This window comes from Bradyrhizobium sp. UNPF46, assembly GCF_006658625.1.
Classification (GTDB): domain Bacteria; phylum Pseudomonadota; class Alphaproteobacteria; order Rhizobiales; family Xanthobacteraceae; genus Bradyrhizobium; species Bradyrhizobium nitroreducens.
In genome coordinates, this window is record NZ_LFJB01000105.1 from 14,586 (window position 1) to 29,292 (window position 14,707).

The following is a 14,707-nucleotide window of genomic DNA, read 5'->3' on the forward strand; positions in this document are numbered from 1 at the left end:
GGCGAGCCCGCAGGACGGCTATGGCCGTCCTTTCATCGCATCTTCGAACGACAGGATCTGGCCGCTAGGTCCCCGGAACGTGGTTCTCTCGGGCCACATCTTCTCGATCTCATCGAGGAGATGGCGGGCGAGCAGTCTCCAGCCCGAGTCCGGCTTGAGCGAATAGATGCTGAAGGTCATGCCTTCATCCGCGCGAGGCGAATGCACGCCAGCGAGCCATGGCTCGTCGCCTACGCTGATACTTACTCCGGCATCGTTGCACAGGTCCATGCTGCGCCACATGATGCGTCCATCCCGGGTGTGTACGTCGCGTCGAATCGACAGCGCTTGCGCTTGACCGAAGGCAGCGAATGTTTGCTCGAGTCTCTTCCAGTCTTCGGCTGGCACCTTCAAATTTGCATAGACTTGCGGTCTGACGGACGTGCGGCCGTCTCTGAAGACATTGTGGCAGCTTGTGTCCCTTACGACGATCGGCAGGATGAACACGCCGCCCGTCAGAAGGGCGGCCGCAGAAACGACACTCCACGATCGCCAGCCAGACATGGACGATCTCATGGCAGCCCAAAAAGTGAGGCCGCCAACAAGGCCCGACGAGCCCAGCAGTGCTACGGCACTAACGTACTCGATCCAACTAAACGGGGGTGGCGCGCCATTGAACCGATTGACCATTGCTGGCGCGCCGCCACCGATCAATGCGAGGACGCTGAATGGCGCTGCAGCGATGAGGAAGCCTGTTAGAGCGCAGGCCGCAATCCCGACGCGCGGTCGCCTACGGCGGACGAAAAGATAGAGTGGAACACCGAACAACATGGCATGGGTTGTTGCGACCATGAACGTCGTCATCGTCAAGGTCAGGACCTGCTTGACGACGACGATGTTGATCGGGTCTTCGATCTGCACGCAAAGCGGGATGACCAACGCCATGGTCGCGCCAAACGCTGCAAGCAGGGTTGCTCCCAACAGGTGCAAATACTGCTGAAGTCGCATGTCCGGCCGTTGCCCCTTGGGTTGTCGTGTGGTCGATCCCACAACTGGCCAACTTAAGGCACGATGCGGAAGAGCGCGAAGCGGTTTTCTGGAGAGATTATGCGCAAACGATATCGCATCGGCGGCGCGATCATGACCGTGATTGCGACACTTTTGCTGAAGTCACTTTCCTGATGGCGGCGCGGCCGGGAATGCGCTCATATTGCGTAAGAAGAAATCCGGAGGAAACCATGCGGTTCATTGCCCTCGTATCGGCTCTGCTCTTGTCGTCTGGCGCGGCGCTCGCACAGGACTATCCGACGAGGCCCATCACCATGCTGGTTCCGTTCGCCGCGGGCGGCCCGACCGACACCATCGCCCGCCTGACGGCCGCGGGCATGGGGAAGTCGCTGGGACAGCAAATCGTGGTCGAGAATGCGACCGGCGCCGGCGGCACCATCGGCACGACCCGCGCCGCGCGCGCCCAGCCCGATGGCTATACGCTGCTGATCCATCATGTCGGCATCTCGACCGCGGCAACGCTCTACCGCAATCTGAGCTACGACACCAAGACGGCCTTTGCGCCGATCGGGCTCGTGACCAACGCGCCGATGACCATCATCGCGCGTGCGGATTTTCCGGCTGAGACACTCAAGGATCTCGTCGCCTACGCCCAGCAGCAGGGCGACAAGCTGACCTACGCCAATGCCGGGTTAGGTGCGGCATCGCATCTGTGCGGCATGCTGTTCATGACGGCGATCCAGAAGCAGCTCACCACGGTGCCCTACAAGGGCAACGGCCCGATCATGAACGATCTGCTCGGCAAGCAGATCGATCTCACCTGCGACCAGGCGACGAACACGACGGGGCCGATCACGGCCAAGCAGGTCAAGGCCTACGCGATCACCACCAAGGAGCGGCTGAAGAGCCTGCCCGATCTGCCGACGGCCGACGAGGCCGGCCTCAAAGGTTTCGAGCTCGGCGTCTGGCACGGCATCTATGCGCCCAAGGGCACGCCGGCGGCGGTCATTCAGAAGTTGACGGCAGCGCTCCAGGCCGCGCTGAAGGACCCCACCTTGATCGCGCGGTTCAACGACATCAACACCGAGCCCGTCCCGCAGGACAAGGCGACTCCGGAGGCGTTGGGCACGATGCTGGTGAGCGAGATCGACCGTTGGGCGCCGATCATCAAGGCCGCCGGGCAGTACGCCGACTGAGCTTTCCCGGCGCGAATGGCGCCGCCGTTGAACCGAAAAAGCTAGTTATTTGAAAGGGCTAAATACGCGGTACTATAAGGCCGGTACTGTGCATGGGGTTGTTTTGCAAAATTTGGGGTGAGGCGGCCTAGCCGGCGAAGCCGTCAGCCGGCCGCCTCGTCGAACTGCGTGCTCGCTTCCAGCCACTGTTCCTCGGCACGCGCCAGCGCGTCGGCGGCATTGGCGCGCGCCTTTGACAATTGCGCGGCCTGCTTGGGATCGCGCGAAAAGATGTCGGGCAGAGCGAGGGCGGTGTCGATCTTGGCGATGATGTCAGTGACGCGGGCGATCTCGGCTTCGGCTTCGGCGATGCGCCTCTTCAAGCCTCCGCGATTGTCCGATCTTGCGCGCTGCGGCTTCTCGCTTGCGACGCTGCGCTCGCGCGGCGTGGGTTCGCTGTTGCGCGCCGACAGCACCAGGCGGCGGTATTCGTCGAGGTCGCCGTCGTAATTGGTGACGGTGCGGTCCGCGACGATCCAGAGCCGGTCGGCGCAGGCTTCGATCAGATAGCGATCGTGCGAGACCATAATCACCGCGCCGGGGAATTCGTTGATGGCTTCGGCAAGCGCGGCGCGGCTGTCGATGTCCAGATGGTTGGTCGGCTCGTCCAGGATGATCATGTTGGGGCCGAAGAAGGTCGCCAGCCCCAGCAGCAGCCGTGCCTTCTCGCCGCCCGACAGTTTGGCCACCTTGGTGTCGGCCGCCTTGCCGGAGAAGCCGATCGCGCCGGCACGGGCGCGCACCTTGGCTTCGGGCGCATCGCCCATCAGCTTGCGGACGTGGTCGTAGGCGGAGGCGTCCTCGTTCAGCTCGTCGAGCTGATGCTGGGCGAAATAGGCGATCGACAGCTTGTCCGCGCGCGTCACCTTGCCGGAGAACGGCGCGAGGCGGCCGGCGAGCAGCTTGACCAGCGTCGACTTGCCGTTGCCGTTGGCGCCCAGCAGCGCGATGCGGTCGTCATTGTCGATGCGCAAGGTGACGCGATTGAGCACCGGGCTCGCCGGATCATAGCCGACCGAGGCGTTGTCGACGGCGATGATCGGCGGCGACAGGATCTTCTCCGGCGCGGGAAAGGAGATCTCGCGCACGTCCTCGGTGACCAGCGCCGTGATCGGCTTCAGCCGCTCCAGCATCTTCACGCGAGACTGGGCCTGCCGGGCTTTCGAGGCCTTGGCCTTGAAGCGGTCGACGAAGGCCTGCAGCCGCGCGCGCTCGGCCTCCTGGCGCTTGACGGCCTTGGCATCGAGCAGCTCGCGCGCGGCGCGCTGCTCCTCGAACGACGAATAGGTGCCCTTGTAGAGCGTGAGCTTGCCGCGCTCCAGATGCAGGATCTGGTCGACCGAGCTTTCGAGCAGGTCGCGGTCGTGGCTGATCACGATCACGGTGCGCGGATAATGGGCGAGGTGATCCTCCAGCCACAGCGTGCCTTCGAGGTCGAGATAGTTGGTGGGCTCGTCGAGCAGCAGGAGGTCCGGGGCGGCGAACAGCGTGGCGGCCAGCGCAACGCGCATGCGCCAGCCGCCGGAGAATTCGGCGCAGGGGCGGAGCTGGTCGGCGGCGGAGAAGCCGAGGCCGGAGAGGATCGCGGCCGCACGGCTCGGCGCCGAATGCGCGTCGATGTCGACGAGGCGAGTCTGGATCTCGGCGATCCGGTGTGGATCGGTCGCGCTTTCGGCTTCGGTGAGCAGGGCGTCGCGCTCGAGATCGGCCTTGAGCACGACGGAGATCAGGCTTTCGGGACCGTTCGGGGCCTCCTGGGCGAGACTGCCGATGCTCCAGCGCGGCGGCAAGGTCACCGAGCCGTGCTCGGCCGCGAGTTCCCCGCGGATCACCTTGAACAGCGTCGACTTGCCGGTGCCGTTGCGTCCGACCAGACCGACGCGCGATCCCGGCGTGATCTGCACGGAACTCTGGTCAATCAGAAGGCGTCCGGCAAGGCGGATGGAGAGGTCGGAGATGACAAGCATGCGGCCTTGTCACCGCAGCCGAGGTCAAACGCAAGTCGCAACTTAATGCGGCTCGCGGTCGCGCCGCTCCAGCTCGTTGAGGAGCTGCTCGAGATGAGTCGGGAGCCGGGGTTCGGGACGAAGGCTCTGCTGAAGCCGCTCGCCCACGGCATCGCAGATCGATCGGCTGGTCCGCCGGTCGATCTGTTCGCTGTCATTGGCAGAAAGGCCAGCCATCGCGTTCGGTTCCGTGTTCTCAAAGGTTCGACACGGTACCAAGTCATTGGCCCCCAAAATGGTTTCGCGATTCCTTGGGGATCGCGGGCATTCTCGTCAAAATTGTATGAATTGCGCCATGTCCGCCCAAAATGCGGAGCCCCGGCGGGGGGATCGCCGGGGCTCCTCTTGGAAGGTACCTGAGGGGGGCGCAGGTACCCCTTGGTTTTCAGGAAGGTGCTGTCGGGCTCAGTAGCAGCGGTTGATCAGCCGCCAGCGGGGTCCCCAGGGGGTCGGGACCAGCCGGCGCACGTAGCAGCCGCCATATCCGTAGGAGACGGGGGCATAGAAGCGCGGGCCGCCCCAGCCGTAACCGCGGTGCCAGCCACCGCCGCCGCCGTGCCAGCCCCAGCCGCCGCCATGCCAGTGAGCGGAGGCCGAGGTCGGCGCCAGCGCGGCACCGAGCGCAACCGCAGCGACAGCGGCAAGCGAAAGTTTCCTCAACATGGTGATCTCCTCAAAACTGCCGGCGCGGGGGGGATCCGCGTCGATGGAAAGGCCGCCGAAACGGTCCGCCTCGTGATCAGGCTTCGGTTTCGATGGAATGAGCATAGGCCGGCAGGCCGAACCAAAGCCTGAATGGCGCCTTCAGATTGGGTTCATCTGCGTGAAATTGTCGTAACCCAAGCGGAAATCGCCGGTCCCGGTGCTGCGGCGAAGCGTCTGTGGCGTCATCCCGGCGGTCGCTTGCCGGATGGCAAAGGCGCCGATATAAGCCCCGCAACTCGACAACCCCCGCTTTTCTTCCCAAGGACAAGATTATGGCCATCGAACGCACTTTCTCGATCATCAAGCCCGACGCGACCGCGCGTAACCTGACCGGCGCCGTCAACGCCGTGATCGAAAAAGCGGGCCTGCGCATCGTCGCGCAGAAGCGTATCCGCATGACCAAGGAGCAGGCCGAGACCTTCTACGCCGTCCACAAGGCGCGGCCGTTCTTCGGCGAGCTCGTCGAGTTCATGACCTCGGGCCCGGTCGTCGTCCAGGTGCTGGAAGGCGAGAACGCCGTCGCCCGCTATCGCGACGCGATGGGTGCGACCGACCCGTCCAAGGCTGCCGACGGCACCATCCGCAAGCTCTACGCAAAGTCGATCGGCGAGAACTCCGCGCACGGCTCGGATGCGCCGGAGACGGCCGCGATCGAGATCGCGCAGTTCTTCTCGGGCAACGAGATCGTCGGCTGATCAACGGCCGTAAGTGAAAGACGAGGGCGAAAGGACTCATTGTGGACTGGCTCTGGCAGATCTTCGATCCCGCGACGATCGGGGTATTCTTCACCCAGTTTCGCAATGAGATGGCTGCGCCGACTTTCTGGATCGCGGTCGGCAAGATCATCTGGATCAACATCCTGCTCTCCGGCGACAACGCGCTGGTGATCGCGCTCGCGTGCCGCGGCCTCTCGCCGCGACACCGGCTGTGGGGCATGATCTTCGGTGCCGGCGCAGCGGTGATGCTGCGGATCATCTTCACCGGCATCGTCGCAACCCTGATGGAGCTGCCGTATCTCAAGCTGGTCGGCGGTCTCGCCCTGATCGTGATCGCGGCCAAGCTCCTGGTGCCGGAACACGAGGACGAGGACGACGTCGACGCGGCCTCGCATCTGTGGCAGGCGGTGCAGATCGTCGTCGTCGCCGACATCGTCATGTCGCTCGACAACGTCATTGCAGTGGCCGCCGCGGCCAATGGCAGCGCGCCGCTCCTGGTCCTCGGCCTTGCCATCAGCGTGCCACTGATCGTCGCCGGCGCGGCGCTGATCATGGCGCTGCTCGAAAAGCTGCCGGTGCTGGTCTGGGCCGGTGCGGCGCTGCTCGGCTGGATCGCGGGCGAGGTGATCTCGACCGATCCCGGCGTCGCGCCGAAGCTGCACACGCTGTTCGACGGTCCGTTCGGCGCCTCGCTCGACGGCATGCTCGGCGCCGTGCGCATCCCGCCGCAGTTCGGCCATGGCGGGGCCGGCGGCGAATATTTCTGCGCCGCGCTCGGCGTCGTCGTCGTGCTCGTGGTCGGCAGCATCTGGCGCCGGCGCAAACTGAACTCTGCCGCGCTGGAATCGTCCGAGCGCCACGCCCGGGCCTCGGCAGAGTAGGGCCGGCTCAGTCGATCATGCCGAGTTCCGTCACCGGCATCGTCCAGTAGACCAGCCTGGTCCCCGCAAACGAAACCCGCAGGCGCTCGAGCAGGCGGCTGGCATCTGTGCTCGCCAGCACCACTTGCACGACGGTCTGATCGGCATGGCCCTTCACGCGTTCGGCGGCCGTCAGCAATCGGACCTCGGTGCCGTGACCTGAGCCCTGTAGGGCCGTGAACCCCGAAACCAGATCGCTCTGCTCGGCGAGAGTGTCGAACATTTCGTCGCGAAGCTGATGCGGCACGATCAGCGTGAGACAGACGGGCTGGTCGATCATTTCGTCACCTTCGACGCCCCGCCATAGCGGCGGTACAGGATCGGCAGGAGAATCAGGGTGAGCAGGGTGGAGGACAGCAGTCCTCCGATCACGACGACGGCGAGCGGTCGCTGCACCTCGGATCCCGGGCCGGTGGCGAACAGCAGCGGGATCAGGCCGAGCGCCGTGATGCTCGCGGTCATCAGCACCGGCCGAAGCCGGCGCATGGCGCCTTCGACGACGATGCGATCCTCGGGAAGGCCGTGGGCGCGGAGCTGATTGAAGTAGGAGACCAGCACGACGCCGTTGAGCACGGCGATGCCGAGCAGCGCGATGAAGCCGACCGAGGCCGGCACCGACAGATACTCGCCCGTCACCACCAGCGCGAACACGCCGCCGATCAGGGCAAAGGGAATGTTGACCAGCACCAGCAAGGCCTGGCGGATGGCCCCGAACGTCGTGAAGAGCAGCACGAAGATCAGGCCGATCGCGACGGGGACCACGATCGACAGGCGCGCGGCGGCGCGCTGCTGGTTCTCGAACTGTCCGCCCCAGCTCAGCCGGTAGCCGTTCGGAAGCGGCAGTTCGCTCGCCACCTTCTGGCGCGCCGCTTCGACGAAGCCGACCATGTCCCGACCGCGGACGTTGGCGCGCACCACGCTCATGCGGGCGCCGTCCTCGCGGTCGATCTTCACCGGGCCGTCGACGCGCTGGATGCGGGCAACCTGCGACAGCGCGACATGCCGCCCGGACGCCAGCGTCAGCGGCAGGCTCGCCAGCAGCGTCGGCGCTTCCCGCGTCGTCTCGCTGCCCCGGATGAGGATCGGCGTGCGGCGCCCTTCCTCGAGCGCGGTGCCGATGGTCCGGCCCTCGATCTGGGTGCGCAGCGAGTTGACGATGGAATCCACGGTGAGGCCGAGGCGGCCGGCCTCCATGCGATTGACCGCGACCGTGTAATATTGAGCGCCTTCGTTCAGCGTGGTGTAGACGTCCTCGGCGCCGTCGATGCTGGACAGGATCGCCGACAGTTTCGCCGCGGTTTCGTTCAGCCTGGCGATGTCGGGGCCGAAGATCTTGACGGCGACATCGCCGCGCACACCGCTGATCATCTCCTGCACGCGCATGTCGATGGGCTGGGTGAAGCTGAGCGAGATGCCGGGAAAGCCGGCCAGGACCTCGCGGAGCTTCTGCAGCAGGGCCTCGCGATTGTCGGTCGCGCGCTCGGCGGCCGGCTTGAGCACCAGGAACGTGTCGGTCTGGTTGGGGCCCATCGGATCCAGGCCAAGCTCGTCCGACCCGGTCCGGGCGACGATCCCGGCAATGTCAGGCACGGCCAGAAGCGCGGTCTGCAACCGCGCGTTCATCGCAAGCGACTCGTCGAGATTGACGGAGGGAAGCGTCTCCACGCTGACGATGACGTCGCCTTCGTCCATCGTCGGCATGAAGGTCTTGCCGAGCTGGGTGTAGGCAAAGCCCGCCGCGACGAGGCCGATCAGCGCCGCGGCCATGACCTTGCGCTCGTTGTTCAGGGCCCAGGCCAGTGCCGGCGCGTAGACGCGCTGGGCGGCGCGCACCAGCAGAGGATCGTGATGCGAGGCGGATTTGAGCACATAGGAGGTTGCGACCGGGATCACGGTGAGCGCCAGCAAGAGCGAGCCGGCCAGCGCGAAAATGATGGCCAGCGCGACCGGGATGAACAGCTTGCCCTCGAGCCCCTGCAGCGTCAGCAGGGGCACGAACACGATGATGATGATCAGCACGCCCGAGGCGACAGGCTCCAGCACTTCGCAGACCGAGCGGTAGATCAAATGGATCAGCGGGAGACCCTTGCCCGGCTCATGCTTGCCGAGATTGCCGACGATGTTCTCGACCACGACGACCAGCGCGTCGATCAGCATGCCGATCGCGATCGCGAGCCCGCCGAGGCTCATCAGATTGGCCGACATCCCGACGAGGCGCATGATGATCAACGCGATCACGATGGCGAGCGGCAGGCTGAGGGCGATCACCAGCGAGGCCCGCCAGTTGCCGAGGAAGAGCAGCAAAAGGACGATGACGAGGACGGTGGCCTCGCCGAGGGCCCGCACCACGGTGCCGACGGCGCGGTTGACCAGGCGGCTGCGGTCATAGAACACGTTGATCGAAACGCTCTTCGGCAGCGCGCCTTGCAGCTCGGCAAGCCGGGCGCGGACGTCGCGGATGAGCTGACCCGCGTTGGCGCCGCGCAGGCCGAGCACGAGGCCCTCGACGGTTTCGCCGCGGCCGTCCGTCGTGACCGCGCCATAGCGTGTCAGCGTCCCGACTTTGACGGTGGCGACGTCGTTGACCAGGATCGGAACGCCCTCGCGGGTGTCGACGACGATGGCCTTGATGTCCTCGACCGATCGGATGCTGCCTTCGATCCGAACCAGAGCGCTGTCCTCGCCCTGGTTGACCCGTCCGGCGCCGTCATTGCGGCTGTTGGCTTCGATGGCCCGGCGAAACAGCTCGTAGGATATGCCGCGCGCGGCCAGCGCATCGTTGCGCGGCACGATCTCGAAGGCACGGACATAGCCGCCGAGCGCATTGACGTCCGCAACGCCGGGTACCGTCCGCAGGGCAGGGCGGATCACCCAGTCGAGCAGGGTCCGGCGCTCGGCGAGCGAAAGCTCGGGACTGTCGATCGTGAACATGAACATCTCGCCCAGCGGGCTCGTGATCGGCGCAAGTCCGCCGGTCACGCCTTCCGGGAAGTCGCGCGAGATGTTCGACAGCCGCTCCGAGACCTGGTTGCGCGCCCAGTAGATGTCGGTGCCGTCCTCGAAATCGACGGTGATGTCGGCCAGCGCATATTTCGTGGTCGAGCGAAGCACCTTCTTGTTCGGCAACCCGAGCAGCTCGAGCTCGACCGGGACGGTGATGCGCTGCTCGACCTCTTCGGGGGTGAGGCCCGGCGCCTTCATGATGACCTTCACCTGAACCGGCGAGACGTCGGGGAAGGCGTCGATCGGCAGGCCGGGCAGGAGGACGGCCCCGGCACCGATCACCAGCAGCACGCCCAGCATCACGAACAGCCGCTGCGATAATGCGAACGCAACCAGGCGGCGGAGCATCTACTGCCCCAGTCCCGAGAGAATGCCGCGAAGCGCCGAGATCCCGCCGATCGCGATCGCGTCCCGCTCTGTGACGGCGCCCGACACGACGACATGATCCTGGTCTTCCGCGAGCAGCTTGACCGGGACCAGCCGGAAGCCGCCGTCGAAGGCGACGAAGACCGACGTCTGCTCGCCCCGCCGGACCAGCCCGCTATAGGGGATCTCGAAGGCGCTTTCGCCGGCGGAGAGAAAGCCGATGCGCGCCGCGGTGGTTTGACCCGGGTGCAACTCGCCATCGTTGGGGACTTCCGCCCGAACCAGAATGGTCTGGGTGGCGGAGTCGATGGTCTCGGAGACCAGCACGACCTTGCCGGGGGTGGAATAGCCCTCGATCTCGATCCTCGCGCCGCTGCGGATCGCGCGAATGTTGGCGGCAGGCACCGCGATTTCGGCCCATAGCGGTGAGAGCCGCGCCAGCTTGACGAGCGGCGCGGATTGTTCGAGGCGCTGCCCCGGCGACACCGCGAGATCGACCACGGATGCGGTTTGCGGCGCGTTGACGGTGAGCGTCGCGCTGATTGCCGCTTCCTGGGCCAGCCGGGACATGGCTTCGTCGGACATCCCGCTCAGATGCAGCATCTGGCGCCGTTCGGCGACGACGAGAGCGGCCTGGCGCGCTTCGGCCTGGCTGGCCTCGAGCACGCGTTGCGGCACGGCCTTGCCCTCGAACAGATCGACGTTCCGATTGAGCTGCTGGCTGGCGAGGCGCTCCTGCGCCATCGCGTGCAAATAGTCGCGTTGCTGCGAGACGAAGCTTGGGCTCTCCAGCGTGACCAGCGGCTGACCGGCCGTGACGCGGTCGCCGCGCCCGACCAGAAGATTGGCAACCATGCCGGCCACCGGTGCGCTGACGACCCACAATTGCTGCGTGGGAATCACGATCTGGGCGGGATAGGGCAGCGTCAGATCGGTCCGGCTCGCGATGGGGTGGGTGACGCGGACGCCGAGATTGCGCGCCTGCGCATCGCTCAGCTTCACCTCGTCCTGCGCCATCGACACGGAAGCCGGCAAGCTCAATGCAACGGCCAAGAGCGTAATGACCGAGAGCGCACGAACGGGCACGCCCCCTGAAGAGGCGAGACGGAGGCTTCTGCGAAGGATTCGCATGAGGAATAATCCACACCCGGATGTGAGCGAAGCGCTGATCGATGACAGGTTTCGGGTACTCCACCGGCGCGTGAGTGGGTTGATTTGCCTCAAGCGGGCGAGCCATTGCGAAAAGCTGCTCGGCGCTCGGGGAGCGCTTCGGCGGATCCCGGTCAACTGCTCCTCAGCCGTAGAGACCAGTGGCGAACCGACCTCGCTCACGATCGACGCTTCCTTCCGGTGATCATCGCCTTCACCAGGTTCTCGCGGTGCTCGAAGCTCGCGACCAGGACGCCAAGCACATGAACGACGACGAGGCCGATCGTGAGGTTGGCGAGCGCCTCATGCACCTCTTCCACCCATTTGGCGCCCCAGAAGCTGTCGGTCGTCATCATGTAGCCGGTGGCGCAGGTGCCGATCAGCATGACGATCAGCGCCACGACCATCGCGCCGCCCGCCGGATTGTGCCCGAGATAGCGTGGCGCCTTGAGCAGCGCCACGGCGCGCATATAGGCGAGCACGGCGCGCGGCGAGCGCACGAAGTCGCTGAAGCGCGCATGGCGCGGCCCCACGAGGCCCCACAAAATGCGCAGTGTCAGCAATCCGGCAATGGTGTAGCCGGCGGCGATATGGACGTTCTTGATCTCGTCGCCGGTCGCATAAGCGAGCAGAAACAGCCCGGCCAGCGACCAATGGAACACGCGCACGAAGGGGTCCCAGACCTTGACCGAGGCCGACGGCGTCTCGCCGCCGGCCTCGATCGCGTCGTGAATGGCGCTCATGATGCGGCCCTTTACAGCTGACCGACAATCTGGCCGCTGGTCGGATCGACGAACAGTTCGACCCGGCTGCCGGACTTGTCGATCGTGTAGAGTTCGCCACATGCGTTCTTGAGCTTGGCCTTCTGGACCTTGTAGCCTTGGGCTTCGATCTTGGCCTGCAATTGTTCGAGCGATAGCCAGCTCGCCTGCGGCGCTGCAGTGCAGGGCCGCCCGAGGCTGCCGGCATGAGCCGTCGCTGCGGCTGCAAGCAGGACGGCGGTGGCGGCGATGATGGTGATCTTGCGCATGGTTCTCTCCGGCGTGTGGCGCCCCGGCCGCGTCATGCGGCGAGGCGATGCGCGGACCTTGGCAGAAGGGCCCTGACCGGCGCCTGTTGATCCACGTCAGCAATTTGTCAGGTTGATTGGGGCATTCTCTGCTCATGCGAACCCCTGGTTTCCTGGAATTCCTCGCGGTGCCGCTGCTGGCAGGCCTCGTGCTCGCGCCGCTGCCGGCGACCGCTGGCGACCACGATAGAGGCGCGCCCGACGCGGTTCGCCGCGCAGTCGAGGCGGGCGAGATCAAGTCGCTCGCCGACATTCTTGCGTCGCTTCGTGGCAAGCTGCCGGGTCAGGTTGCCGGCATCGAAATAGAACGCGCGCGCGACCGCTGGATCTACGAGTTTCGCATCGTCGACGAGAAGGGCCGCCTCTACCAGGTGCACGTCGATGCGCGCAGCGGCGAGATCGAACGCATCAAGGAGAAATGATGCGCCTGCTGCTCGTGGAGGACGACCGACGGATCGCGGCCGATGTGGAGAGGGCGCTGCGCGCGGCCGGCTACGTGGTCGAGACCGTCCACAACGGCGAGGAGGCCTGGTTCCGCGGTGATACCGAGGACTACGGCGCCATCATCCTCGATCTCGGCTTGCCCGGCATGGACGGCCTGGCGGTGCTCAAGCGCTGGCGCGCGAACGGACGGACCGTGCCGGTGCTGATCCTGACGGCGCGCGGCAGCTGGGCCGAGCGTGTCGACGGGATCGATGCGGGCGCCGACGACTACTTGCCCAAGCCGTTCCGCATGGAGGAGTTGCTGGCACGGCTGCGCTCGATCGTACGCCGCTCGGCGGGCCATGCCTCCTCACGGATCGTCGCCGGCGACGTCGAACTCGACGAGCGTCAGATGAAGGTGACGCTGCGCGGCGTTCCAGTGGCGCTGTCGCCATTGGAATACCGCCTGGTTGCCTTTCTCCTCCACCATCGTGGCCGCGTGGTGTCGCAGCAGGAGCTGGATGAAAACGTCTATGGCCACGGCGAGGACCACGAGTCGAACGCGCTCGAAGTGCTGGTTGGCCGCGTACGCAAGAAGCTCGGCGCCGATCTGATCGAGACCAGGCGCGGCTTCGGCTATCTGGTGCCGGACACAGCGCCGTGAGCTCGGGCTCGCTACGGCTGAGGCTGGTGGCCGGCGGAGTGGTGGCCATCCTGATTGCGCTCACCCTTGCCGGCGTCGGGCTGACGCTGCTGTTCGAACGCCACGTTTCACGAACCGTCGGCGACGAGCTCGACGTCTATCTCAAGCAACTCGTGGCGGGTATCGACGCCGACGCGCAGGGCAAGCTGATGGTCGGCCGGCCGCCGGCCGATCCGCGCTTTGCCGACCCGCTCTCGGGCCTGTATTGGCAGGTGTCGGACGACGGCGGCCAGGTGCTGCGCTCGCGCTCACTATGGGATACGGCTCTGGACCTGCCGCGGGATGAGCCGTCGCCTGGCGAGTTGCACCGTCACGTCATCGTTGGCCCGGCGAACGCGCAGCTCCTCGTCAGCGAACGTCGCGTGCTGCTGACCGTGGGAGATCGCCGCGCGCCGGTGCGCGTCGCGGTGGCGGCCGATCTCGCCCGTGTATCGGCCGCTGCCTCGCACTTCGCCAGGGATCTGGCGCTGGCGCTCGGCGTGCTGGGCCTGGTGCTGGCGGCGGCCACCTCGATCCAGGTCGGACTGGGCTTGCGCCCGCTCGACGCGCTTCGCCGCGGCGTCGCGGACGTCCGCTCCGGGCAACGCAAGCATCTCCCCGTCGATGTCCCTGCCGAGGTGAAGCCCCTGGTGGAGGAGGTCAACAGCCTGATCGACGCCCAGGAACGCGAGATCGAGCGTTCGCGCAGCCGCGCCGCCGACTTGGCGCATGGGCTGAAGACGCCGCTTGCCGCACTCGCTGCCGATGTCGCGCTTTTGCGCCAACGGGGCGAGCAGGATGTCGCCCAGGCCATCGAAGCCGTCGGCGATGCGATGAGCCGCCACGTCGATCGCGAGCTGGCGCGTGCCCGGGCGAGGGGAACGGCACGACTGCGCGGCGGTATTTCCACGCCCCTCAGACCACTTGTCCAGACCCTGATGCTGACACTTGCGCGCACGCCCGCAGCGCAGCGGCTCGACTTCAGGACCTGCATCACGGGCGAGCCGAGCGTGCCGCTCGATCGGACTGATCTGGCGGAAGTGCTGGGTAATCTCCTGGAAAACGCCGCACGTCACGCCAAGCATCAGGTGCGCATTGGCGCGGATGCCGCGAAACCGGCGATCACGGTCGAGGATGATGGCCCGGGAATCGCGCCCGCCGAACGTTCACGCGTGCTCGAACGCGGGGCAAGGCTGGATGAGCGCGGCGAGGGAGCCGGCCTCGGTCTCGCGATCGTTCAGGACGTACTGAGTGCTTATGGATGGCGGCTCGTTCTTGCCGAGTCCGAGCTCGGCGGATTGAAAGCCATCGTCACCCCCGACGGCAGCCGCGATGGGATGGCTGCTGCTGGTTGAACGCCAGAGCATTTTCGGTTCTGATTGAATCAGAACCGAAGCTCTAGATTCTTGTTTTGACGCGTTTTCTTCACGCGAACCGGTGTCCACT

General features: G+C 65.9%; 15 protein-coding genes. 6 read left to right on the forward strand and 9 right to left on the reverse strand.

Features of this window, described 5'->3' with window-relative positions; translation table 11 throughout:
* Positions 1 to 18 precede the first annotated feature (18 nt).
* Positions 19 to 987, reverse strand: coding sequence for a hypothetical protein (locus tag UNPF46_RS34150; RefSeq protein ID WP_142253005.1), 969 nt, complete (start codon positions 985 to 987; stop codon positions 19 to 21).
* 230 nt (positions 988 to 1,217) lie between these two features.
* Between UNPF46_RS34150 and UNPF46_RS34155 the strand changes: the two genes are divergently transcribed.
* Complete coding sequence (locus UNPF46_RS34155) at positions 1,218 to 2,183, forward strand: tripartite tricarboxylate transporter substrate-binding protein (RefSeq protein ID WP_142253006.1); 966 nt, start codon at positions 1,218 to 1,220, stop codon at positions 2,181 to 2,183.
* 143 nt (positions 2,184 to 2,326) lie between these two features.
* Here the strand turns inward: UNPF46_RS34155 and UNPF46_RS34160 are convergent, their stop codons facing one another.
* The 3 genes from UNPF46_RS34160 to UNPF46_RS34165 form a co-directional block, all read right to left on the reverse strand.
* Positions 2,327 to 4,189, reverse strand: a complete 1,863-nt coding sequence (locus UNPF46_RS34160; RefSeq protein ID WP_142253007.1) for an ABC-F family ATP-binding cassette domain-containing protein — start codon at positions 4,187 to 4,189, stop codon at positions 2,327 to 2,329.
* 42 nt (positions 4,190 to 4,231) lie between these two features.
* Positions 4,232 to 4,405, reverse strand: a complete 174-nt coding sequence (locus UNPF46_RS38040) for a hypothetical protein (protein WP_174719102.1) — start codon at positions 4,403 to 4,405, stop codon at positions 4,232 to 4,234.
* 228 nt (positions 4,406 to 4,633) lie between these two features.
* A complete protein-coding gene (locus UNPF46_RS34165; RefSeq protein WP_097660959.1) occupies positions 4,634 to 4,891 on the reverse strand; it encodes a sulfur globule protein precursor in 258 nt (85 codons plus the stop codon).
* 314 nt (positions 4,892 to 5,205) lie between these two features.
* Between UNPF46_RS34165 and ndk the strand changes: the two genes are divergently transcribed.
* Both ndk and UNPF46_RS34175 read left to right on the forward strand, forming a co-directional pair.
* A complete protein-coding gene (gene ndk / locus UNPF46_RS34170; protein ID WP_100179124.1) occupies positions 5,206 to 5,628 on the forward strand; it encodes a nucleoside-diphosphate kinase in 423 nt (140 codons plus the stop codon).
* A 41-nt stretch (positions 5,629 to 5,669) separates the two neighbouring features.
* On the forward strand, positions 5,670 to 6,530 hold the full coding sequence (locus UNPF46_RS34175) for a TerC family protein (protein ID WP_100179125.1): 861 nt from the start codon (positions 5,670 to 5,672) through the stop codon (positions 6,528 to 6,530).
* Between the two features lie 7 nt (positions 6,531 to 6,537).
* Here the strand turns inward: UNPF46_RS34175 and UNPF46_RS34180 are convergent, their stop codons facing one another.
* From UNPF46_RS34180 to UNPF46_RS34200, 5 genes are all read right to left on the reverse strand, one after another.
* Positions 6,538 to 6,849 (reverse strand): DUF3240 family protein, encoded by a 312-nt coding sequence (locus UNPF46_RS34180; RefSeq protein WP_142253008.1) that lies wholly within the window; start codon positions 6,847 to 6,849, stop codon positions 6,538 to 6,540.
* Positions 6,846 to 9,920: an efflux RND transporter permease subunit gene (locus UNPF46_RS34185; protein WP_100179127.1), complete on the reverse strand. Its 3,075-nt coding sequence runs from the start codon at positions 9,918 to 9,920 to the stop codon at positions 6,846 to 6,848. Before UNPF46_RS34185 ends, UNPF46_RS34180 begins: the two co-directional genes overlap by 4 nt.
* Positions 9,921 to 10,955, reverse strand: coding sequence for an efflux RND transporter periplasmic adaptor subunit (locus UNPF46_RS34190; protein WP_246668802.1), 1,035 nt, complete (start codon positions 10,953 to 10,955; stop codon positions 9,921 to 9,923).
* 311 nt (positions 10,956 to 11,266) lie between these two features.
* A complete protein-coding gene (locus UNPF46_RS34195; RefSeq protein WP_100179129.1) occupies positions 11,267 to 11,830 on the reverse strand; it encodes a cytochrome b/b6 domain-containing protein in 564 nt (187 codons plus the stop codon).
* 11 nt (positions 11,831 to 11,841) lie between these two features.
* A complete protein-coding gene (locus tag UNPF46_RS34200) occupies positions 11,842 to 12,117 on the reverse strand; it encodes a PepSY domain-containing protein (protein WP_100179130.1) in 276 nt (91 codons plus the stop codon).
* Between the two features lie 134 nt (positions 12,118 to 12,251).
* Here UNPF46_RS34200 and UNPF46_RS34205 point away from each other — a divergent pair, with 134 nt between their 5' ends.
* From UNPF46_RS34205 to UNPF46_RS34215, 3 genes are read left to right on the forward strand one after another with little or no spacing between them, the layout of a single operon-like run.
* A complete protein-coding gene (locus UNPF46_RS34205) occupies positions 12,252 to 12,578 on the forward strand; it encodes a PepSY domain-containing protein (protein WP_100179131.1) in 327 nt (108 codons plus the stop codon).
* Positions 12,578 to 13,243 (forward strand): response regulator transcription factor, encoded by a 666-nt coding sequence (locus UNPF46_RS34210; protein WP_100181366.1) that lies wholly within the window; start codon positions 12,578 to 12,580, stop codon positions 13,241 to 13,243. The genes UNPF46_RS34205 and UNPF46_RS34210 overlap by 1 nt, the downstream gene beginning before the upstream one ends.
* Positions 13,240 to 14,616 carry a sensor histidine kinase gene (locus UNPF46_RS34215; RefSeq protein ID WP_142253010.1) on the forward strand — a complete coding sequence of 459 codons (1,377 nt, stop codon included), beginning with the start codon at positions 13,240 to 13,242 and terminating at the stop codon, positions 14,614 to 14,616. The genes UNPF46_RS34210 and UNPF46_RS34215 overlap by 4 nt, the downstream gene beginning before the upstream one ends.
* The last annotated feature ends 91 nt before the right edge of the window (positions 14,617 to 14,707 follow it).

Excerpts from the sequence above, each read along its gene's own strand:
- UNPF46_RS34150 (WP_142253005.1), bottom strand. The coding sequence starts at position 987 with ATGCGACTTCAGCAGTATTTGCACCTGTTGGGAGCAACCCTGCTTGCA.
- UNPF46_RS34155 (WP_142253006.1), top strand. The coding sequence starts at position 1,218 with ATGCGGTTCATTGCCCTCGTATCGGCTCTGCTCTTGTCGTCTGGCGCG.
- UNPF46_RS34160 (WP_142253007.1), bottom strand. The coding sequence starts at position 4,189 with ATGCTTGTCATCTCCGACCTCTCCATCCGCCTTGCCGGACGCCTTCTG.
- UNPF46_RS38040 (WP_174719102.1), bottom strand. The coding sequence starts at position 4,405 with ATGGCTGGCCTTTCTGCCAATGACAGCGAACAGATCGACCGGCGGACC.
- UNPF46_RS34165 (WP_097660959.1), bottom strand. The coding sequence starts at position 4,891 with ATGTTGAGGAAACTTTCGCTTGCCGCTGTCGCTGCGGTTGCGCTCGGT.
- ndk (WP_100179124.1), top strand. The coding sequence starts at position 5,206 with ATGGCCATCGAACGCACTTTCTCGATCATCAAGCCCGACGCGACCGCG.
- UNPF46_RS34180 (WP_142253008.1), bottom strand. The coding sequence starts at position 6,849 with ATGATCGACCAGCCCGTCTGTCTCACGCTGATCGTGCCGCATCAGCTT.
- UNPF46_RS34185 (WP_100179127.1), bottom strand. The coding sequence starts at position 9,920 with ATGCTCCGCCGCCTGGTTGCGTTCGCATTATCGCAGCGGCTGTTCGTG.
- UNPF46_RS34190 (WP_246668802.1), bottom strand. The coding sequence starts at position 10,955 with ATGGCGCAGGACGAGGTGAAGCTGAGCGATGCGCAGGCGCGCAATCTC.
- UNPF46_RS34195 (WP_100179129.1), bottom strand. The coding sequence starts at position 11,830 with ATGAGCGCCATTCACGACGCGATCGAGGCCGGCGGCGAGACGCCGTCG.
- UNPF46_RS34200 (WP_100179130.1), bottom strand. The coding sequence starts at position 12,117 with ATGCGCAAGATCACCATCATCGCCGCCACCGCCGTCCTGCTTGCAGCC.
- UNPF46_RS34205 (WP_100179131.1), top strand. The coding sequence starts at position 12,252 with ATGCGAACCCCTGGTTTCCTGGAATTCCTCGCGGTGCCGCTGCTGGCA.
- UNPF46_RS34210 (WP_100181366.1), top strand. The coding sequence starts at position 12,578 with ATGCGCCTGCTGCTCGTGGAGGACGACCGACGGATCGCGGCCGATGTG.